General features: G+C 54.7%; 21 protein-coding genes. 8 read left to right on the top strand and 13 right to left on the bottom strand.

The window, feature by feature from the left end:
• The 10 genes from vgrG to BM320_RS06860 all read right to left on the bottom strand — a co-directional run bounded on the left by vgrG (window position 1) and on the right by BM320_RS06860 (window position 9852).
• On the bottom strand, window positions 1-1782 hold the full coding sequence (gene vgrG / locus BM320_RS06905) for a type VI secretion system tip protein VgrG (protein WP_090198094.1): 1782 nt from the start codon (window positions 1780-1782) through the stop codon (window positions 1-3).
• Window positions 1783-1786: 4 nt separating this feature from the next.
• Window positions 1787-2473 carry a CIS tube protein gene (locus BM320_RS06900; protein ID WP_090198091.1) on the bottom strand — a complete coding sequence of 229 codons (687 nt, stop codon included), beginning with the start codon at window positions 2471-2473 and terminating at the stop codon, window positions 1787-1789.
• The gene (locus BM320_RS06895) at window positions 2470-2655 is read right to left on the bottom strand and encodes a hypothetical protein (RefSeq protein WP_090198088.1); all 186 of its coding nucleotides are present in this window, start codon (window positions 2653-2655) and stop codon (window positions 2470-2472) included. The genes BM320_RS06900 and BM320_RS06895 overlap by 4 nt, the downstream gene beginning before the upstream one ends.
• The gene (locus BM320_RS06890; protein WP_090198086.1) at window positions 2655-3110 is read right to left on the bottom strand and encodes a phage tail protein; all 456 of its coding nucleotides are present in this window, start codon (window positions 3108-3110) and stop codon (window positions 2655-2657) included. The genes BM320_RS06895 and BM320_RS06890 overlap by 1 nt, the downstream gene beginning before the upstream one ends.
• A 1-nt stretch (window position 3111) precedes the next feature.
• Window positions 3112-3570 carry a phage tail protein gene (locus BM320_RS06885; RefSeq protein ID WP_090198084.1) on the bottom strand — a complete coding sequence of 153 codons (459 nt, stop codon included), beginning with the start codon at window positions 3568-3570 and terminating at the stop codon, window positions 3112-3114.
• A 23-nt stretch (window positions 3571-3593) separates the two neighbouring features.
• A complete protein-coding gene (locus BM320_RS06880; protein ID WP_090198081.1) occupies window positions 3594-5789 on the bottom strand; it encodes a phage tail sheath C-terminal domain-containing protein in 2196 nt (731 codons plus the stop codon).
• Between the two features lie 13 nt (window positions 5790-5802).
• A complete protein-coding gene (locus BM320_RS06875) occupies window positions 5803-6540 on the bottom strand; it encodes a hypothetical protein (RefSeq protein WP_090198078.1) in 738 nt (245 codons plus the stop codon).
• Window positions 6537-7127: a contractile injection system cap protein gene (locus BM320_RS06870; protein WP_242650970.1), complete on the bottom strand. Its 591-nt coding sequence runs from the start codon at window positions 7125-7127 to the stop codon at window positions 6537-6539. Before BM320_RS06870 ends, BM320_RS06875 begins: the two co-directional genes overlap by 4 nt.
• Before the next feature lie 542 nt (window positions 7128-7669).
• A complete protein-coding gene (locus BM320_RS06865) occupies window positions 7670-8686 on the bottom strand; it encodes an SDR family NAD(P)-dependent oxidoreductase (protein ID WP_090198075.1) in 1017 nt (338 codons plus the stop codon).
• Complete coding sequence (locus BM320_RS06860; protein WP_090198072.1) at window positions 8686-9852, bottom strand: nucleotide sugar dehydrogenase; 1167 nt, start codon at window positions 9850-9852, stop codon at window positions 8686-8688. The genes BM320_RS06865 and BM320_RS06860 overlap by 1 nt, the downstream gene beginning before the upstream one ends.
• Before the next feature lie 138 nt (window positions 9853-9990).
• Between BM320_RS06860 and BM320_RS06855 the strand changes: the two genes are divergently transcribed.
• Genes BM320_RS06855 through BM320_RS06840 form a run of 4 tightly spaced genes read left to right on the top strand, consistent with a single transcriptional unit; the run spans window position 9991 to window position 13139 of the window.
• Window positions 9991-10923 carry an alpha/beta hydrolase family protein gene (locus tag BM320_RS06855; RefSeq protein WP_090198069.1) on the top strand — a complete coding sequence of 311 codons (933 nt, stop codon included), beginning with the start codon at window positions 9991-9993 and terminating at the stop codon, window positions 10921-10923.
• Entirely contained in the window at window positions 10920-11879 is a 960-nt protein-coding gene (locus BM320_RS06850; RefSeq protein WP_131802305.1) for a hypothetical protein, read from the top strand. Before BM320_RS06855 ends, BM320_RS06850 begins: the two co-directional genes overlap by 4 nt.
• A gap of 55 nt (window positions 11880-11934) precedes the next feature.
• Window positions 11935-12381: a type II 3-dehydroquinate dehydratase gene (gene aroQ, locus BM320_RS06845; RefSeq protein WP_090200439.1), complete on the top strand. Its 447-nt coding sequence runs from the start codon at window positions 11935-11937 to the stop codon at window positions 12379-12381.
• Window positions 12378-13139 (top strand): autoinducer binding domain-containing protein, encoded by a 762-nt coding sequence (locus tag BM320_RS06840; RefSeq protein WP_090198063.1) that lies wholly within the window; start codon window positions 12378-12380, stop codon window positions 13137-13139. The genes aroQ and BM320_RS06840 overlap by 4 nt, the downstream gene beginning before the upstream one ends.
• Before the next feature lie 431 nt (window positions 13140-13570).
• Here BM320_RS06840 and tsf read toward each other — a convergent pair whose 3' ends face one another.
• The 3 genes from tsf to BM320_RS06825 form a co-directional block, all read right to left on the bottom strand.
• The gene (tsf, locus tag BM320_RS06835) at window positions 13571-14443 is read right to left on the bottom strand and encodes a translation elongation factor Ts (protein WP_090198060.1); all 873 of its coding nucleotides are present in this window, start codon (window positions 14441-14443) and stop codon (window positions 13571-13573) included.
• A 74-nt stretch (window positions 14444-14517) separates the two neighbouring features.
• A complete protein-coding gene (gene rpsB / locus BM320_RS06830) occupies window positions 14518-15285 on the bottom strand; it encodes a 30S ribosomal protein S2 (RefSeq protein WP_090198057.1) in 768 nt (255 codons plus the stop codon).
• Between the two features lie 165 nt (window positions 15286-15450).
• The gene (locus BM320_RS06825) at window positions 15451-16770 is read right to left on the bottom strand and encodes a HupE/UreJ family protein (RefSeq protein WP_242650969.1); all 1320 of its coding nucleotides are present in this window, start codon (window positions 16768-16770) and stop codon (window positions 15451-15453) included.
• A 55-nt stretch (window positions 16771-16825) separates the two neighbouring features.
• On the opposite strand from BM320_RS06825, the gene BM320_RS06820 reads away from it, so the two are divergent.
• From BM320_RS06820 to BM320_RS06805, 4 genes are read left to right on the top strand one after another with little or no spacing between them, the layout of a single operon-like run.
• Window positions 16826-17626, top strand: coding sequence for a DUF4198 domain-containing protein (locus BM320_RS06820; RefSeq protein WP_090198052.1), 801 nt, complete (start codon window positions 16826-16828; stop codon window positions 17624-17626).
• A complete protein-coding gene (locus BM320_RS06815) occupies window positions 17623-17841 on the top strand; it encodes a DUF6500 family protein (protein WP_090198049.1) in 219 nt (72 codons plus the stop codon). The genes BM320_RS06820 and BM320_RS06815 overlap by 4 nt, the downstream gene beginning before the upstream one ends.
• A 42-nt stretch (window positions 17842-17883) precedes the next feature.
• On the top strand, window positions 17884-18777 hold the full coding sequence (locus tag BM320_RS06810) for a PfkB family carbohydrate kinase (protein WP_090198046.1): 894 nt from the start codon (window positions 17884-17886) through the stop codon (window positions 18775-18777).
• Window positions 18774-19703, top strand: coding sequence for a pseudouridine-5'-phosphate glycosidase (locus BM320_RS06805; protein ID WP_090198043.1), 930 nt, complete (start codon window positions 18774-18776; stop codon window positions 19701-19703). Before BM320_RS06810 ends, BM320_RS06805 begins: the two co-directional genes overlap by 4 nt.
• The last annotated feature ends 52 nt before the right edge of the window (window positions 19704-19755 follow it).

Raw genomic sequence — 19755 nt, 5'->3', positions numbered from 1 at the left:
CTAGTTAATCATGACGATCGACCCTTCGATCGTACATTGGCCAGAGGCGCTAAACTTTGCACTGGCAGAGCCTTCAGCGGTCAGGTCCACGTCTGCCGTAGCGCTGATATTCATGCCGGTGATTTCTACATCCATATCGCTGGCGATGGTGATCGTATCGGTGGCGGTCAGATCAAATGTGCCTTGTGCTGCCATTGCCATGCCACTGTCGGACATGGTGATTGTATTGCCGGTTACATCGCTAAGCGTGATGGTGCTTGCGTCATCATCAATCACGATGGATTGGCCTGCAGGGGTTTCGGCGGTCAGAATTTTCTTGTCGTCGTCAAAGCTGATGTGGATGCCGGATTTGCTCGTGATGGTCTTGCGTTCGTTTTCTTCAGTGGCGTCATTGGTGCGGGCATTCTTGCCACTGTGAAGCGACCCCAACACCACTGGCGCACCCGGATCGGCAGACAAAAATCCTAAAACCACCTCATCGCCAATCTCGGGCAGAAACTGGATGCCGGCGCCGCTGGTGGCATAGGGTTGCGCGTAGCGCGCCCATAGTTCAGCGGGGGTGTCGCCGAACAGGGGCAAGCTGATCTGCATCATGGTTGCGTCCGCCATCGGATTGGCACCGCCACTGTCAACAATCGCAAGCACTGTACCAACATGTAGGCCTTGCACCGGCGCGCCCAGCCCGCTTGCACCCGGCGTAGACAGACCAAAACTGTCAGAGCGCCAGCCCGCAGGCAGCCCCAGCCGCGCTGTGGTTTCCCACGTCCCTGCCGAAATTTCATGAGTGATGCCGCTGACAAAGGCCGTGCCGCCCAATCTGTCGCCGACGCCTTTGAGTTCAATTGCCTTACCAGGTACTGCAAGGCTGGATCCGGGGTATTTGCAGCGACCGGAAATGGCACCAAGCGGCGCGCGTAGCGCGCGGGCTTTGGCAATGTCCGCAAGTGCTACCTGCCCGCTGGCATAGGGGGTGGTGGCCGTATGGGTGCGATCGCCAGTAATTTTACTCAGGTCGGCATAGGTCGTATTGCCCCATGATCCGGCGTCAGTGCTATCAGAAGTTTCGGTGGTCACAGCCTGCGATGCCGGATCCCAACCTGTCACGGCGCTGTCCTTGATCAGGGTGCTTGCGTCAATTTTGCAATCGAAATCCAGAATATCAACGCCCAGCGAAAGGCCCATTGTTGCTGCGGCGGCGGGATCGGGGGCGGCAGTGGTGATCTTGCCGTCATCCACAACGATGACCTGCCCGTTGCGATCTGCCAGTAGGCGTAGAAAATCCCAATCTGTGCAATCATATTGCACCAGATCCGCAGGGTCCGCATTGGTGGCCGTGACATCCGCAGTCATCCCCGCGTCAGCGATGATTTTTTGCATCGCGTCACTGTCTTTCATCTGCGCATAGCTGGTGGTTTTGCGGATCTCCATCAGGGCGATTGCCTTGTCACGGCAGGTCAGTTCCAATTCACCTGCGCCGCCGCCGCTGATCCGCAGACGGGTTGCCGTGATGATGCCTTTGAACAGGGTTTGTTCACTCCCCGCGCCAAAAAATGCGGCGATTTCAACGGTTGCACCGGGCTTGAAATCTTCGCCGTCAATCAGCGGAAATTCATTGGTCGCAACAGAGCCGTCCGCCAACCGCAGGATCGCCTGGGGCACGCGGTTCAAATCCAGCGTGACAGTCGCGCCGTTGATCGCGATATCCTCGGCAATCGGATTGCCCGCGATCTTGACAATAACCCCAAGCGGGCCGCTGACATCTGCAATGGGTGACGTGGCCATGGTATTACCTCATCGGCGGAAAACGCAGCAGCGTGTCCGGCTTCAGGCGCGCGAAACCGTCAAGATCGTTAAACCGCGCGATTTCAAGGTATTTTCCGACATCTTTATAGATGCGTTCGCACAAAAGGGGCAGGGTGTCGCCTTCGACCACACGCACCAGATGGGTCAAATCGGGGGATTGGTTATTGGCCTCGAGCGCAACTTGCGCGTCTGTCAGCGCTTCGATGAATTTCAGTTTCATCGTCGCGCGCAGCGGTGCGCCGTCAGGGTCAAACAGGGTGTAGTCGATATCAAGGCTCGTCAGGCGCCCCTGAAACCCCTTCAGCTCGGTGCCCCAGTCGATCTGGACCGCGTCGGGCTCATGGTCATCGCCGGAATAGGTATAGGCAATATTGCGCAGCTTGTCGATCTGGGCCGCCACTGTGGTATCGGCGGCCGCGGGGACAACGCCGGTGCCATCCAACGTGAGTGTAAACGACACTTCTTCGGGATCAGAGCCCGAGAATTTCGGGACCGGCGCCGCCTTGCCAATTGCGTCATCCGACCCGCCGCCCGTGCCGGAAAATTTTGTTCCGTATTTGCGGTTGAATGCAGAGGGGTTGATCGTTGTGGTAAATATATTGGCCGCGCCCGATTTTGGCGTGATCTGCGAAACGGATGTGTCGCATCGGGTGATCGTAAGCTTGGTCATGACAACATACCTTCTTTGATGCGTTGTTCACTCGCGGCGATTTCCTTGGAAATAATTTCGCGAAATTCTTTGCGCAAGCGCTGCGTAAGCGCGCGCAATTCATCTTCGCTGATGGTCGCATCATTGCGGGCCACATCACCAAATGTCCCGCGCACGACCAGTTTGCCAATCTCGATCGCCATCAGCTTTTCCTTTCCAGCGTGAGGTAGCTCAACTCTATGGTTTCAATCGCCAGTTCGTTTTTCATCGCGTCGAAATTTCCCGTGCTCCATTTAACAGGAAACGCATTTGTCACCGCCCAGCTTGCCACCGGTTCCGCCGCATCATTAAGCAGCGAAATCAACAGGTCATGCGGTTTGATCGCCACGCCAAACCCCCGTTCAAGCGTGTTCTGGCACCATGTCACAAGGCCGCTGTCATCACCTGTCAGCGCGCGTTTGAGCGTCAGGTTCTTGTGTTTCACCTGTTTTGGCAGGTTATGTACAAACCTGTTTTCGCCGCCTTCATGCAGCGGCTCTGTGACCAGTTCCGTCTCGAGCCCCGTGACTTCCTGAAATGCAGTGTCCGAAATATCCGGATCACTGCCTTGAAAAGCCACGTCGAAATGGAACGCGGTTGGTGCGCTGAAATCGTCCATCTTAGGCGTTCTCGATCACGAACCCTTCATGGGCGATCTCGATGCTTTCGACGGCGACCTCGTTGCCTTCGGCCTTCAGATCGGTGCCGCTGACCTTGACCGGAAAGGCGTTTTGCACTTTCCACACCATCGTTGGCGCGCCAGCCTCGTCCAGCAATGAAATCGTCAACGCCTTGCGGGTGATCGTGTTCATCTTGATTTCCGCGAACCAATCCCAAATGGCGTTGTCTTTGACAAAGACGCCCTTTTTCATGGTGATATTGCCTGTTTTGAGCATTCCGGGCATCTTGATCGTGGAAAACACAGGGTTGTTGCCCGCGCGGTATTCCAGCGGCTGCGTTTCGATATCGAGGCCCGAGACCTCTTGGAAAGCCAGTTCCGTATCGTCCCATTTTACCTGAAAATGGAACTTTGGAAGCGGCCAGATCGCCTGTGTTTGGGCGGAGCCATCATCTGCCATGGGTTAGATCCTTTCTGAAACTCTTAAGATTTCTGCATTTGCTGCTGGAAGGTGATTTCGATGAATTCCGCAGGGCGCACGACGGCGACCAGAACAGTGATCCGCAAAATCCCTTCCAGAATATCGACAGGGGTCATTGTATCGCCCAAGCCCACATGCACGCTGAACGCGTCCGACGGCACAGCGCCCGCAAGCCCGCCTTGCTTCCAAACGGATGTCAGGAAGTTTTCGGTCATGGATTTCATCGTGATCCATGTGTTGGCGGTGTTTGGCTCAAAGACATAGGCCTTGGACGCCAGTCGCAGCGATTCCTCGATCATGATCATCGTGCGGCGCACGTTGATATAGCGCCAATCGAGGCTGTTGCCGTCCAATGTCCGCGCACCCCAGACCAGCGTGCCTTCGCCAACAAAGGGCCGGATCGCGTTGATCGATTTACCGGTGGTCGAGACGTTTAGGTTTTCCTGTTCTTCGTGGTTGATGTTCACCTTGGGCGCCACAACCGCGTTCATGGACACGTTTGCCGGCGCTTTCCACACGCCGCGGCTGTTATCGACCATTGTGTAAAGCCCGGCCATGCCTGCACCCGGCGCCATGCTGTTTTCACGTTTGGCGATAGTGTCCATCATTGTGCCGTATAGCGGGACGAGCGACCGCAATGTCTTGTCGATCATTGCGGGCGAGGGGCCTTGCGCCACAATTGGGCTGGTGCCATCGACCAAGACGCGCAGCTCTTGCTTGGCGACCATTACGTCGTCTTTGAAGATCGTATAGGTTGCCTTGGCTTCGGGGCCCGCAAAGGCAGGGTCGGGGGCGAATGTCACTGTGCCCGCATCCGCGACAGACCATTTGCCGACACCTTCAACGGCTTTGACCTTGCCATCCGGGCTGGTGGCATCGGCCAATACAATAGACCCTGCATCGGCGTCAGGATGATCCGAAGCAACATCAATTGTCGCGGTTGCCGTTTGTTCCTTGATCGCGGCGGGCAGAAGGATCGCACCAATCATTTCCATCTGCATGGTCAATGTATCGGTGGCCATATCGGCCTCGTCGCTGACGACCAGTTCGATCTTGCCTTTCGGCGACGTGCCATCATGCACAAAACTGATCACGCTGGCGGTTTCATCATCGCCAAGCATGTCTTGGGTGAATTCCCACACCTCAGCGCCATCGGCATTTACAAATGTGCCGCCCATCAGATCGGTTTTGGCGATCTTGTATTTCAGGCCGGTTTTGTCGCTTTCGTCATCTTCGGCGGTCAGATCATGTGGCGTGACCTTGACGGTGCCGCCCTTGGGCACCGAGATCGTGAAATCACCTGTAACGGTCGGAGCAGAGATGCGGTTGATCTCGGTCGCGAGTTCCTTGCCTGCTTTCATCGCCTGACGCATCAGCGACATCATTTTGGGATGGCTGGACCCGACAATATTTTCATAGGTAAAATCGCGCGACTGGAAAATGGATGTATCGAGCCACGGGTAATAGGCCGCGCCAAAATCAAGATTGTTGATCCCCACATCATTGCGGAAGGTCGCAACCGGATTGCCAAGCGGGTCTTTTTGGTCAAGGTGGCCTGCAAAAATATCCAAGATTGCAAAGCGGTTTTTCATGTCGTTGCCGCAATGTTTCAGCATCGCCTGCTGGACTTTGACAGCGTTCTGGCGGGCAAGGCGGGTCGCCTCGGGGATTACCAGCATAGTTGGTTCCGGTTCTTTTTTCAGCCCGTTAATCGCGGCCAGCATGCGGTCGGCGTCGATCACATTGTCTTCGATCTGGCCGGCGTCATTCTTGACCTCGTAACCGCCGATAGAAGTCACATAGCAAGCACCGCCGCCGTTCTGGAAAAACAGCCGCATCGCACCAAATAATGCAAATGCGGGGTTCTTTTGCACAAATTCAAATTTGGCATCGCCAACCGAAAACACCGCGCGGGGCAGGGCGTCTTTCTTGGCAGCACCATCTGCTGATAGCGGCGATGCGCCTTCGAATGCCTTGTAGGGAACCAGTTCATATTGCGGTTTTGGCGGGCCGCCGAAATAGTTCATATATTCCGAAAACGACGTGATCCGGAACGGCGTATCAAACAGCGATACGTTGCCGTTTGCCGCCCGTTCGGTATAGCCAATGAACGCAGGCACGGCCGTTGCGACTTGGACGACCGAATTGGGGAAGGCGCTTTTCTCGACGATGTAGACGCCGGGGGTCTTCATGACCATTGGGAATTCTCCTTTACCATAAGCTGACAAAAATGTCGGATTGAAGTGGGGCTGCGGCCGCAGGGTCATCTGTTGGGCGCAGATTGACACCGGCCGCAGGAAGCACCGGGATCAGGGTAATAGGGTCAAAGGGCGGGTCTTGGCGCGCCTCAAGGGTAAATCGCGCGTCAGAGCGGTAGCGCAGTTTGATCGGCGCGTCGGAACGCAAGATGCGCGCACTATGGCCTTCAGCGATCGGCGCTGTGCCAAGATCGTCAAAAGATGCGGCGCCCGTCGGATCCGTGATTTGCAGCCCCTCGGGTGCTGCGTCTCCGGTAAAATGATAGGCCCAAAGCGCGCTGACCGTTTGCAGATGCAGGCGCAGATTGCGGGTGCCGGTTTCATCAAGCGTGATGAGCAGCCGCAAAAGCGGATCACCAGGCAGGCGCGGTACATTTTCAAGCGGCACAGCATCGGCGAGGTGCATTTCGGTCGCCGACCCCAAATCATAAATCGGCAGCGTATCAGCGCGCAGCCCTTGGGTTAGCGCATATGTGTCGGGGCTGGTTGTGTAGACATCGCAGGCAATCTGTGTTGGTTCGGTAAGCAAAGCGGTTTCGGCGACAACATCCAACCGGGCGGGGGCTGGTTTGGCCAAAAGACCCGCCCGCGTGAATGCGCGCATATCGGAAGGAAGTATCCGCAACGGCGGGGTTTCATCGCCCCAATATTCATGCGTGACCCGCAAAGATAGCGCGATGTGAAAGCTCATGATTGTGCCTCCCGCAGAGGGAACAGGCTGCGCCGTGGTTTGCGCACCGCTGGTTTGAGCGACGTAATCGCGCCCGATGTCAGCGTGATTGTGCGGATTTTGAACATTACCGAAGGCACATAGCGCCCGCCAAGATTACCCCACATCTGGCCCATTTCTTCGACCCGCAGATTGCTTATTTCAAACGATAATTGCTGCATTCCTTTGGGCATATTGGGCGTGTTTTGCGGGGTCATTAACGGATAGCTTTGGAAAAACATCAAAGCCGCCGACAGCATTTTGAGCCCTTCGCCATAGATATTTGCGTCATATGATGCAGCCAGCATCGCATAGACATCCAGATGCAGCGGCTCTTCGCCCGCGGTGAAACCTGCCAGCGGGGCGCCGCGCCCTTGTCCGCGGCGCGGCACGCTATCTTCAGAAATATTCGTGACAAAAATCGCCAACCGATTGCGCGCCAATTCGGATACTTTGCCGTCAGGATCCGTCAAAGGTGCCAGAACGGCAATATCCTCGGGCGCACCAAAACGCCCCGAAAGATGCCCATTCAGCTTGGACACGGTCAAAGAAAGCGCCGCATCAATCACGGATGATTATCCATCTTTTTTGGGCCTGCGAGCAGGGTATGTTTAGCCGTCCAGAAGAGACCATTTGGCCCCCTTATATTTGTGTCATTTACATGCGGTGCGCGAACGTAATGCTTACCTAAGGGCGAAAAGAAAATATCCGGTAAACAATTAATTGCCCTTACGTTAAGCAGAGCATAGGTTCCGTCAATCTGGCAATCCCTGAGTCAAATAATTGCAATATATATTTGGTTTCAATGTGTTAAAGCGCACAAAGCAACAGAAAATATTGATTCTCTTTTAAGTCGAAAGGGCAAATCAAATACCAATTACACATCCTAAAGGTGTAATTTTCATAAAGGTTTTCATTTCAGCACCCAGAATCATGCAGCTCAGTTTTGCGCGTAGCGCGTGTGTAAAAAGGGCGGCGTTTATGGCGAAAATCGCGCAATTTTCTATGCGCGCGGCAGCCGCTGTCTGACGTCTAAATTCGACAATCCATTTGGCGCATAATTGGTATTATGTAATATATAGAAATGCGAAACCATATATTTATCAGCCTGTTAGACCCCATAATACATACGGTGCCAATCGACGTATTGTGTAATACCGTCTGCCACGCTGGTTTGTGGCGCATAGCCTGTCAGCGATTTCAGCAGGCTATTGTCGGCCCATGTCGCAGGCACGTCACCTGGCTGCATGGGCAGCATTTGCTTTTGCGCTTTGTGGTTCGACGCGCGTTCAATCGCGCTGATGAAATCCATCAGCGGCACGCTGTCGCCATTGCCGACATTCACAACGCGCCACGGCGCAACTGGCGACAGGCTGTCGCCTTCTGGCACGATCCCGTCTGCGGACCGCATTGGCACCGCGTCAATCAGCAGCCGGATCCCGCGCACCAGATCCGTGACAAAGGTAAAGTCGCGGCGCATTTCGCCGTGATTAAAGACCTTGATCGGTTTGCCCGCCAAGATCGCGCTGGTGAACAGATATGGCGCCATATCAGGTCGGCCCCACGGCCCGTAGACCGTAAAGAACCGGAACATTGTAACAGGCAGATCATAAAGATGCGCATAGCTGTGCGCCATTGATTCAGAAGCCTTTTTTGTGGCTGCATAATAGGACATTTGATGATCGGCCTGATCGGTTTCGCGGTATGGCATCTTGGTGTTTGCGCCATAGGCCGAACTGGTTGACGCCAGCAATAGATGTTTGGGCGGATGCGCGCGCGCCGCCTCTAACAGCTCGAACGTGCCCAGAAGATTGGCCTCTGTATAGGCGCGCGGGTTTTCGATCGAATAGCGGACTCCGGCTTGGGCGGCCAAGTGCACAACCGCATCAAAGTGGTGGTCCGCAAAAAGTCCCATGAGAAGACCGGGTTCTTCGACCCTGCCCTTTACTGCGGTGTAATTGTCATGGGCGATCAGCTGCGCCTCGCGGGCGGATTTCAACGCCGGATCATAATAATTATTGTGGCTATCCAGCCCGACAACGCGGTGCCCTTCGGCCAGTAAAAGCTGCGACAAATGAAAGCCGATAAATCCGGCAGCACCGGTAACAAGTACAGTCTGAACGGACATCAATCGACCTCGAACAAATCACGTGTATAGATTTTTGCCGTGACATCGGCCAATTCATCGGTCAGCCGGTTGGCAAGGATCAAATCGGATTGTTCTTTAAATTCAGCAAGATCCGACACGACTTTACTGTTAAAAAACTGATCGGATTCAAGCACGGGTTCATAGACAATGCATTGAATACCCTTGGCCTTGATCCGTTTCATAATGCCCTGAACCGAACTGTCACGGAAATTGCTTGAGCCGGCTTTCATCACCAGCCTGTAAACCCCGACAGTCTTGGGATTTCTTGCGATAATCTGATCGGCAATAAAATCCTTGCGGGTGCGGTTGGATTGCACAATTGCGCTGATCAAGTCTTGTGGCACACTGTCATAATTGGCCAGTAACTGCTTGGTATCTTTGGGCAAACAATAGCCGCCATAGCCAAAGGACGGGTTGTTGTAATGGCTGCCAACGCGCGGATCAAAGCTGACACCTTCAATCACTTCGCGTGTGTTCAGCCCATGCGCAATCGCATAACTGTCAAGTTCGTTGAAATAGGCAACGCGCATCGCCAAAAACGTGTTTGAAAACAACTTGATCGCTTCTGCTTCTGTTGTATCGGTGAAAAGGACGGGCATGTCTTTCTTGATCGCCCCTTCGACCAGCAGCGCCGCAAAGCGCCGCGCATCATCTGTATGTGCGCCAACTACAATTCTTGACGGGTGCAAATTGTCATAAAGCGCCCTACCCTCGCGCAAGAATTCAGGCGAGAAAATGATGTTGTCATAGCCGATATCGGCGCGCAAACCGGTTGTAAATTTCACCGGCACAGTCGATTTAATCACAATCACAGCATGCGGCGCGATGGCATGTGCCTGCGCGGCAACGGCTTCGACTGATGATGTGTCAAAGTGATTGCTGCGCGGGTCATAGTTTGTCGGCGTTGCGATAATGACAAAATCGGCATTTTCAAAGGCAACCTGCGCATCGGTCGTTGCTGTCAGGTTCAGATCACCGCGCGCCAGATATTGTGCAATATCATCGTCTTCGATTGCGGATTTGCCTGCATTGACCAGCCCCACGCGGGTCGCATCAACGTCAACGGCAACAACCTCGTGATGCTGCGCCAAAAGCACCGCATTCGAAAGCCCGACATATCCAAGACCTGCAACGGCAATTTTCATGAAAATGACTTCTCTTAATTCGCGTTGCGTTCAGTATATGCAGGGAAACTTTAGCAAATCATAGCCCCGGCTAACAAAATTCGGTTTTCTTGGACCCAAGAACCGCTTAGCTTGATGAAAATGGATCATAGGGCCGCAATGCAAGACAATATGCAAGACGACACGCAAGACGATACGAATAAAGATGAAAATGATGACGTGGGTGGCGATGATGACCTGACGGCGGGTGCCTTGCCGCTCTGGTTTCCAGAGCTGGCACCAGGTGGCGACGGTACCGGGTTCATAGAAAAGAACAGTCGACATTCATTGATGTTTGTCAAACGCTTGCAGCCCGTTCTTCTTGTGACTTTCGACAATCTTTCCAATGTTGGTGATCAAAGCCCCGAACGGGTGCCTTGGGCGTTCAAATTTGCGCGTGATCAACATGTTTCGCATCTTGGCGTGCTGGCGCACGGGAAACTTTGGTACCGCGATCCGCAATTGATCGACCGCATGCAACAGCTGTCGGATAGCGGCTTTTTTGCGGATTATGAGAGGGTTGTTTTTGCTGGTGCGTCCATGGGCGCGTTTGCAGCACTTGTGTTCGCGTCCTTGGTGCCCGGCGCGCATGTCATGGCATTCAATCCGCAATCCACACTGAATCCCGAATTGGTGCCGTGGGAAGACCGTTACTGGATCGGCCAGCGGCAGGACTGGACGTTGCCACTAAGTGATGCGCAAGGAATCTTGGGCAATTGCGGGCCTGTCAGTGTGTTCTATGATCCCTATCACGCGCCCGACCACCAACATTTCCTGCGCCTGACCGATGCGAATGTAACGCCCTATAAATGCTGGTTTTCAAGCCATAAATCAGCTGTATTCCTGCGCAAGATCGACGCGCTCAAGCCGCTAATGCATGCCGGTCTTTTCGGCGAGATAACCGAGCAGGAATTCTACAAATTGTATCGCGGCCGGCGCGCCCTGCCTTGGTATGTCGGGTCTTTGCAAAAGTATTTCACACAAAAAGGCCGCGACCAAATGGGCAAACGTGCGCGGATGCAATATCGCAGACTGAAGCGAGCGGCATCGTGACTGACCCCTATACGGTGCTACATGGCGGGTTTCACAAAACCGCGTCGACCTATTTGCAGCGCATATTGAGACGGAATAAGAACTTTATGGACAAGCGCGGGGTGCACTATGTGCATCACCGCGATATGCGAAAACAATTCACTGTTCCCTGCCAAGAAAACGGCTATCTGCATCTTGGTATTCAGCGCAATGACATCATCGATGATGCAGAGCTTCGCCGTCTGACCACGGCGTTTTTTGAACCTCTCAGGGAACGCAATTGCGAAAGGCTTATCCTTAGCGATGAAAACCTGGCGGGGCATTGCGGACATTGCGCAAAACGCGGCACGCTATATCGTTTCCGCGACGAATTCATGAGCGTCACAGCAAAAGAAATTCCATTTACCGTGCGTGAGGTCCATCTTGCGGTAAGAAACTATCCCGATTTTTTCGCCGCTGCCTATGTCGAATATATCAGGTCTTTGCGCGCAATGAGCCCATTTGTTGTCTCTGCAAATGTAATGGTTGATCGGGTTATGAATAACCTTTTGGGATGGAACGGTGTGATCAAACAGGTCCAAAAGTGCTTTCCTAATGCCAGAATTTACATGTGGAAATTTGAAGATTTTCGTGATGACCCCAGCATGACCAATCAAATTATCAGGAATCTTGCGGGCCCGAACATCGACATAACCAAATTCAAAACCCCAAAGGATGACCGACGCCGGCCATCTGCATCTGCACGCGCGATGGATGAAATCCAGAAACTGATCCTATCTGTTGGCATTGCACAAGCTGCTGGCCAAATTCGTAGCATTCAAGAGGAGTTCCCGCGAGATGCGCAAAACCCCGGTTTTGATCCCTGGTCCGACTGGGAACGCCAGCATCTGACCAATCTTTACCATCAAGATCTTGCACGGCTTGCCAAAAATCCGCGCATCACGATGGTGCGACCGGACACAGTTGTGCAGCAATAAGACCTGCATCAATTTTCTCTTTTGACCAACAAGTTAAAGATGTTAAAGGATGGCCATGACACAATCTATCCTCATCCTGAATGGCCCCAACCTCAACCTGCTCGGGACCCGCCAGCCCGAAGTTTACGGGCCGACAACGCTGCGCGATATTGAACTTATCTGCGCAGCCAAGGCAAAGGCGCTTGGACTTGATATCGTGTTTATGCAAACCAATCACGAGGGCGAGATGATTGACCTGCTGCACGGTGCGCGCGGCACCCATGCGGGGGTGATCCTGAATGCGGGGGCCTATACCCATACGTCGATCGCGCTGATGGATGCGATTTCAAGCATTATGCTGCCGGTGATCGAATTGCACCTGTCGAATATCCATGCCCGCGAGGCATTTCGCCAGACTTCCTATATTTCAAAGGTTTGTATCGGCCAGATCTGCGGGTTTGGCGCGGCAGGCTATCCGCTGGCGATGCAGGCGCTGGCCGAGTATCTGGGCAATCCCGCATGAGAACGCTTGTTGAACAACTCTCGCTGTTGACCAGCGCGCGCAGCGTTGAAACCTTGTGGAACCTGCATACCGAACAGATGAACGCTTATGGCTTTGATCGGGTGATGTATGGCTATACGCGCTATCGCACCTCCAGCTCGCTTGGTGATCCGCAAGATTGGGTGCTTTTGTCAAACCAGACACCCGAATATATGCAAGTGTTCTTTGACGAAGCCTATTATTACCACGCGCCTATGCTCAAATGGGCATTGGCGAATAACGGTGCCTGTAGCTGGCGCTGGATGATGGATATGAAGCGGATCGACAACCTGACCGCCAGTGAAAAGCGGGTGATGGAATTCAACCGCAGTATGAATGTCACCGCGGGCTATACGATCAGCTTCCGGTCGATTTCTGAACGGACAAAAGGCGCCATCGCCCTGACAGCCCGCCCCGGCATGACACAAGACGCTGTGGAACAGGTTTGGGCAAAGCACGGCGAAGAAATCATTGTGATGAACAATGTGATGCACCTTAAATTGCTGACCCTGCCCTATACCGGTGACCGCCACCTGACCAAGCGCCAGCGCGAGGTTTTGCAATGGGTCGGTGACGGGAAAACGACGCAGGATATTGCTATCTTGCTTGGGCTTACCCCTGCCACGGTTGAAAAACACCTGCGCCTTGCCCGCGAGGCGCTGGATGTGGAAACAACGGCCCAAGCGGTGCTGAAGGCTGCGTTTTACAACCAGATGTTTGTCATCGACGCAGAGGTCTGATTGGCTAGGCGATCCGCCATATTGCGCGGCATCTGTCTGTGTTGAAATTTTAGAATATTTGGCGCCACGTGACATGTCATAAACCTGCGCGAGGTCAGGTTTACCTGACTTTCATGCTGTCGCCGCATTTGCCAAACTAAAGAAGTTCCGTGAGTGGTGGCCTTGGGCCTGGGAACGGCGAATTGGACCCCTTGCGATTTCAAGGCCAGCCAATTCGTGCCGGTCTACCGGACGTTGGTGTTACGGGTTTGCCCGCTGATATCAACACATTTGATATTGTGCGTTCTCGTCCCGAAATTAGGGCGCACTTCATCATAGCGGCACCATGTCTTTTCCCGAGCATGGTGCCGCGTCCCGTTTATGGGCAAACAAAAAGGCCCCGCTGGAATATCCAACGGGGCCTTTTGTTGCTTGCGCCTGCGCGCGAAACCTTAGCCTTTGAGTTTTGCAACTTCGGCAGCAAAGTCTTCTTCGACTTTCTCGATGCCTTCGCCAACTTCAACGCGGGAATAACCTGTGATTTCAACGCCAGCTTCTTTGGCAGCTTGCGCAACTGTCACATCAGGGTTCACCACAAATTGCTGGTTCAGCAATGTGACTTCGGCCATATATTTTTTCATACGGCCAACAATCATCTTTTCGATCACGGCTTCGGGTTTGCCGGATTCGCGGGCGATGTCCATCTGGACCTGCTTTTCTTTTTCGACAACTGCCGGATCAAGATCAGCTTCGGACAGAGACGCAGGGTTCGCTGCAGCGATGTGCATTGCAACCTGACGGCCGAATGCTTCGTTATCGCCAGTCAGCGCAACCAGAACACCGATGTTACCCATGCCAGGTGCCGCAGCATTGTGCACGTAGTTCACAACTTGCTGACCTTCGAGCGCGGCCATACGGCGCACGGACATGTTTTCACCGATCACGGCAACAGCATCGGTTACTGTTTGCTCGACGGTTTTTGCGCCCATTGCGGCCGCTTTAAGCGCGTCAATGTCGGAAACGCCAAGCGCGGCTTGTGCGATCCCTGCAACCATTTTCTGGAAGTCAGCGTTTTTCGCAACAAAGTCGGTTTCAGAGTTCACTTCAACAGCGACGCCTTTGCCGTCTTTGACAGCCACAGCGACAAGACCCTCAGCCGCGGTGCGGCCCGATTTTTTCGCAGCTTTTGCGAGACCTTTGGTGCGCAGCCAGTCAACCGCGGCTTCCATGTCGCCATCTGTTTCTGTCAGCGCTTTTTTCGCGTCCATCATGCCTGCGCCCGTGCTGTCGCGCAGTTCTTTCACCATTGCAGCGGTGATTGCCATGTTACTTCTCCTTAGCGGAATTCAAAATAATTCGGGGGCAGGGTTTTGCGCCCTACCCCGCTGTTTTGTGACGCTTATTCAGCCGCTGCTTCTTCTGCAACGATTTCTTCTGCGAATTCTTCCATTGCGCCCATGTCAACGCCAGCTGCACCCAGCTGTGCGGACATACCGTCAAGCGCTGCACGTGCAGCCAGATCGGTGTAAAGCGCGATGGCGCGTGCCGCGTCGTCGTTGCCTGGAATCACATAGTCAACGCCGTCAGGTGAACAGTTGGTATCAACAATAGCCACAACCGGAATGCCCAGTTTTTTAGCTTCTGCGATGGCCAGATCTTCTTTGTTAACGTCGATGACGAAAATCAGGTCAGGCACGCCGCCCATTTCGCGGATGCCGCCCAAAGATGCTTCGAGTTTGCCTTGCTCGCGTTCCATGCCAAGACGTTCTTTCTTGGTCAGGCCCGCGAAACCGGTTGCTGATGCTTCGTCAATCGCTTTCAGGCGGTTGATGGATTTAGAAACGGTTTGCCAGTTGGTGAGCGTGCCACCCAACCAACGGTGGTTCATGTAGAATTGCGCTGATTTTTCAGCGGCTTCCATGATTGGTTTTGCCGCTTGGCGCTTGGTGCCAACGAACAGAACGCGGCCGCCTTTGGCGACGGTGTCACGGATGACTTGCAGCGCCTGATCCAGCATTGGAACAGTCTGTGTCAGGTCCATGATGTGGATGCCGTTGCGCGAACCGTAGATGTACTGACCCATTTTAGGGTTCCAGCGGGCGGTCTGGTGACCAAAGTGTACGCCTGCTTCAAGCAGTTGGCGCATGGAGAACTCGGGAAGAGCCATGTCTTTTTTCCTTTTCCGGTTTCTACCTCAGCGGGGGATTAGGCAAATGCCCAACCGGTGGATCCTTTGGGATTTCTCCCCATTGGACCCGCCCCCGCCTGCGGGATTAAGTAGCTGCCCTTTAGCCGGGGTTTGCCCCCGGCGCAACCCATTTGGCGCGAAAACCTATAAAAATACCCGTTCCACAAACCAATAGGCCCCGACGGTCGCAATCGCCACAGATGCAGGAACCGCAACAAGATGGCGGTAGGCATCCACACGGTCGCGTAGCCGGATTGATACCGCGCATAGCGCAAATACCGCAGCAAGCGGTCCGGCAAAGACCCAGACAGGCCCTTCGGTCAATGTTTGCAGCGGCGCGGGGTTCAGCGCCATGAGCGCAATCGCCGCGATAAACAGCACCACATAAAGCGCGAAGCCTTGGGTGACCTCGTTCTTGCCGCGATCAATGCGCAGCGCCTGCCAGACACAAAGGAACATGACCGCAATCACCGCCAACTGTCCGACCTCGACCCCGATATTGAAACCGATCAGCGCCGGAATGAATGCATTTTCAGGCAGACCAAATTCCGCAAGCACCGAGGCAAAGCCAAGACCGTGCAGCAGGCCAAAACCAAAGATCACATAGGGGCGCCAAGGGCTTAGACCCTTCATATAGATGTTTTCGACAGCGACATAGGTGATGGATAAGGCGATCAGCGGCTCGACCACGGCGATAAATTCAATGCCGAATGTGCCCAAAAAGAAATCATCGATAAACGCCGTGTACCCCAGCGCTGCCAGTGCCAGCGTGATCGTATGCGCAACCGTAAATAGTGATACCTGCACCAAAAGCGGCTTCATCCGCGCAGCAAGGAAAAACAGCCCCAGCACAAACAGGATATGATCCAGCCCCTTGGGCACGATGTGATCAAACCCGATCGGGATATAGCTGGCAAAAACCTGCGCGCCCGATTGTGCTGATCCGCCATTGACCAGAAACGGCGCGGATAATTCGCCGTTTGTCAGCGTCCCTGTATAGGGTGCTTGGGCAACGTCATTCTGGCGCACGATCAACGTGCCATAGCTTGGCGCCCAACCGATCTGGAAACTGTCCGCGTCAACGGGATATGTGCCGGTCATACGGATCTGCGATTGGCGCACAACGTTGATGTTCTCGGTCGGCAAGACGATCACACCGCTTTGCTCCATCGCAACCGGAACACCGTCTGCAAGGACCGTGAAATTTTCTGCGAATGTGGGCCAATAGGCACCGAACCTGTCAGCAATTTCCTGACCGGAAAGCGCGCGCAAAGCATCGTAATCTTGGGCATTTTCGGCCGCATCGGTATCCGCGATTTCGCTTAGGTTTATACTTGCAAGCATCGCCTCGGCGTTGATGTCGATAACGATTGTCATTTCACCATTGCTGGCGCTCAGGTTCAGAACGCTTGGCATGACCTCATGCGCGCGCAAGGGGGCTGTCATCACAATCAGCGTGATCATGCTTGACATCAGTGTCTGAAACGCAACCCTTGCGATGTTGGATAAGGATACTTTGATGCGCATTTTCTCACTTCTCTTTTCGTTATTGGCGTTGCCCGCAGCGGCCCATGAATTCTGGCTTGAACCGTCGGCCTATCAGATTGCGCCGGACGGTACCCTGCAAGCCGATATTGTCAATGGGCAGGATTTTGACGGGGCCAAACAGGTGTATTTCCCTGGCCGGTTTGAAATCTTTGCGGCATTTGCCGGTGATCTGACCGAAAACGTCGCGGGCCGTGCTGGCGACCGGCCCGCGTTGAACCGCGCACCCGTAGCCGAAGGGTTAAATATCGTTGCCTATCAGGCGCGCAACGCGACTGTCAGCTATGAAACATGGGAAAAGTTCCAAAGCTTTGTGGACCACAAAGACCTGGGCGATGTGTTGCCCCGCCATCAGGCCCGCGGTTTGCCAGAAGCCGGATTTGATGAGGTCTACTCGCGCTATTCAAAAACCTTGATCGGTGTCGGCAATAGTATCGGGGCTGACCGCCGTACAGGGCTAGAAACCGAAATTGTCGCACTTACCAACCCCTATACCGATGATCTGTCAGACGGGTTTTCGGTGCAATTGTTCTACCGCGACGATCCGCGCGCCAACGTGCAGGTCGAGGTGTTTGAAAAATACGGCACAGGCGAGGTCACAGTTACATTTTACCGGACCGATGCAAGCGGCATCGCGACATTCCCCGTCACTGCGGGGCATAGCTATATGGTGGATGCGGTTGTGCTGCGCGAACCGGATGCTGCGTTGAACGCGCAGACAGGTGCGGTGTGGGAAACGCTTTGGGCCAATCTGACATTTGGCGTGCCGGAATGAACGCGGATTTGCGCAAAAAGATCGTGACGGTCTGCGACCGGAAAATCGCGCAAAAAGGCGAAAACGTGGGTCTTTCGTTTTATGCGTTCTTTGCCAATCGCAATGATGATCCGGCAACATTGATGCTGGCCGCAACATGGTGGATCGAAACCCACAAGCTGGATCATTTTGAAAAGGCGATCAAAATCCGCCAAATGGTTGTAGACGGGCTTTGACGGGTGCTTGCGCATCGCGCAAGGCTCGGTCAGAACGGGGGTATGACACAGACTTCTGACATTCTTTGTATTGGATCGGTCCTTTGGGATGTGATCGGGCGCACGGCCAGTTCGATGCGCGTAGGCTCTGACGTGCCGGGGCGTATCACGCGCCTGCCGGGCGGGGTTGCGATGAATATCGCGATGACGCTGCGCCGCTTTGGCATGGCCCCTGCCCTGCTGACCACCATCGGGCGTGACCCCGAAGGCGAAGAGCTGATCGCCGAAGCCACCCGCATGGGCATGAATTGCGACCATATCTACCGTTCGGACGATCTGCCCACCGATGTCTATATGGCCATCGAGGGCGCAAACGGGTTGATAGCGGCGATTGCCGACGCGCATTCTCTGGAGGCCGCAGGCGACAAGATCTTGCGGCCATTGGCCAACGGCGCACTTGGCACGGCACAGTCACCTTATGCGGGCACCATCGCGCTTGACGGGAATTTGACCACTGAACTGCTGCAAACAATCGCCCGATCCCCGTTGTTTCAAAACGCCGATTTTCGGGTTGCACCTGCGTCCCCGGGCAAGGCAGAACGATTGCTTGCATTGCTTGGCCACCCGTCCGCCACGCTTTACGTGAACCTCGAAGAAGCCGGATTGCTGTGCCAAACAACATTTGACGACAGCGCCAGTGCTTGCGCTGCGCTGATGGCGCGCGGTGCCCACCGCGTGTTGGTGACCGATGGCGGCAAATCAGCGTCTGAGGGCACCGCAGGCGATATCATCACCCAGACACCCCCCGCCGTTATGGTCACCCGCGTGACTGGCGCGGGCGATACATTCATGGCGGCGCATATCGCGTCCGAAGCCGCAGGCATGGACCGCGCCGCCGCCCTTACCCGTGCGCTGAACGCCGCGGCCACCTACGTTTCCGGAGAGACACCCCTATGACCATTGCGATCCATTACAGCGCCGAAGTGGCCCATGCCCGTGCCGAGGGTCTACCCATTGTGGCGCTTGAAAGCACCATCATCACCCACGGCATGCCGTTTCCGCAAAACGTGGAAACCGCGCGGCTGGTCGAAGATGATGTGCGCAATGCCGGCGCTGTGCCCGCGACGATTGCTGTGATCGACGGGCTGTTGCATGTGGGGCTTGAACCTGCGCAGCTTGATGCATTGGGGCAGGCCCAAAACGTTGCCAAACTGTCGCGCGCCGATATTGCGGCCTGTATCGCGACAGGTGGCACCGGTGCCACGACCGTGGCGGCCACGATGATTGCGGCACATCTGGCGGGCATCCATGTCTTTGCCACGGGCGGCATTGGCGGCGTGCACCGCGGCGCGGAGACAAGTTTTGATATCTCCGCCGATCTGCAGGAACTGGCACAAACGCCGGTAACGGTGGTGGGTGCCGGCGCGAAAGCGATCCTTGATCTGCCCAAAACATTCGAAGTGCTGGAAACGCTGGGTGTGCCGGTGATTGCATTTGGTCAGGATTATCTGCCTGCGTTTTGGTCGGCCACGTCTGACCTGCCGGCCCCTTTGCGCATGGATACTGCCGCAGATATTGCACGCGCCCAAATCACGCGCAGCGCGATGGGGCTCAAGGGCGGGCAACTTGTTGCAAATCCGATCCCGCAGGCCGATGAAATTGGCGCCGAAATTCTGGCCCCGATTATCGCCCAGGCGCTGTCCGAGGCCGAAGCGCAAAAGATCAGCGCCAAATCCGTCACCCCGTTTCTGTTGGGGCGCATCTTTGAATTGACCGAAGGGCGGTCATTGACCGCAAATATCGCACTTGTGCGCAATAACGCGCGGCTTGCTGCACAAATTGCCAGCGAAATGGTGAAACTGGCTGGCAAGGATGGGCGTTAGGCTTGTGGTGCTGCGCCGCAGTGCCTAGATGTGACCAAACATATTTGAGTTC

Origin of the sequence: Yoonia tamlensis, assembly GCF_900115105.1 — a bacterium.
In the GTDB taxonomy this organism is placed as follows: Bacteria; Pseudomonadota; Alphaproteobacteria; order Rhodobacterales; family Rhodobacteraceae; genus Yoonia; species Yoonia tamlensis.
Note: the sequence above shows the minus strand (reverse complement) of the source record. Positions and strands in the feature narration are given on the sequence as shown.

Coding starts and splice junctions, on each gene's coding strand:
- vgrG (WP_090198094.1), bottom strand. CDS start 1,782: ATGGCCACGTCACCCATTGCAGATGTCAGCGGCCCGCTTGGGGTTATT.
- BM320_RS06900 (WP_090198091.1), bottom strand. CDS start 2,473: ATGACCAAGCTTACGATCACCCGATGCGACACATCCGTTTCGCAGATC.
- BM320_RS06895 (WP_090198088.1), bottom strand. CDS start 2,655: ATGGCGATCGAGATTGGCAAACTGGTCGTGCGCGGGACATTTGGTGAT.
- BM320_RS06890 (WP_090198086.1), bottom strand. CDS start 3,110: ATGGACGATTTCAGCGCACCAACCGCGTTCCATTTCGACGTGGCTTTT.
- BM320_RS06885 (WP_090198084.1), bottom strand. CDS start 3,570: ATGGCAGATGATGGCTCCGCCCAAACACAGGCGATCTGGCCGCTTCCA.
- BM320_RS06880 (WP_090198081.1), bottom strand. CDS start 5,789: ATGGTCATGAAGACCCCCGGCGTCTACATCGTCGAGAAAAGCGCCTTC.
- BM320_RS06875 (WP_090198078.1), bottom strand. CDS start 6,540: ATGAGCTTTCACATCGCGCTATCTTTGCGGGTCACGCATGAATATTGG.
- BM320_RS06865 (WP_090198075.1), bottom strand. CDS start 8,686: ATGTCCGTTCAGACTGTACTTGTTACCGGTGCTGCCGGATTTATCGGC.
- BM320_RS06860 (WP_090198072.1), bottom strand. CDS start 9,852: ATGAAAATTGCCGTTGCAGGTCTTGGATATGTCGGGCTTTCGAATGCG.
- BM320_RS06855 (WP_090198069.1), top strand. CDS start 9,991: ATGCAAGACAATATGCAAGACGACACGCAAGACGATACGAATAAAGAT.
- aroQ (WP_090200439.1), top strand. CDS start 11,935: ATGACACAATCTATCCTCATCCTGAATGGCCCCAACCTCAACCTGCTC.
- BM320_RS06840 (WP_090198063.1), top strand. CDS start 12,378: ATGAGAACGCTTGTTGAACAACTCTCGCTGTTGACCAGCGCGCGCAGC.
- tsf (WP_090198060.1), bottom strand. CDS start 14,443: ATGGCAATCACCGCTGCAATGGTGAAAGAACTGCGCGACAGCACGGGC.
- rpsB (WP_090198057.1), bottom strand. CDS start 15,285: ATGGCTCTTCCCGAGTTCTCCATGCGCCAACTGCTTGAAGCAGGCGTA.
- BM320_RS06825 (WP_242650969.1), bottom strand. CDS start 16,770: ATGATCACGCTGATTGTGATGACAGCCCCCTTGCGCGCGCATGAGGTC.
- BM320_RS06820 (WP_090198052.1), top strand. CDS start 16,826: ATGCGCATTTTCTCACTTCTCTTTTCGTTATTGGCGTTGCCCGCAGCG.
- BM320_RS06815 (WP_090198049.1), top strand. CDS start 17,623: ATGAACGCGGATTTGCGCAAAAAGATCGTGACGGTCTGCGACCGGAAA.
- BM320_RS06810 (WP_090198046.1), top strand. CDS start 17,884: ATGACACAGACTTCTGACATTCTTTGTATTGGATCGGTCCTTTGGGAT.
- BM320_RS06805 (WP_090198043.1), top strand. CDS start 18,774: ATGACCATTGCGATCCATTACAGCGCCGAAGTGGCCCATGCCCGTGCC.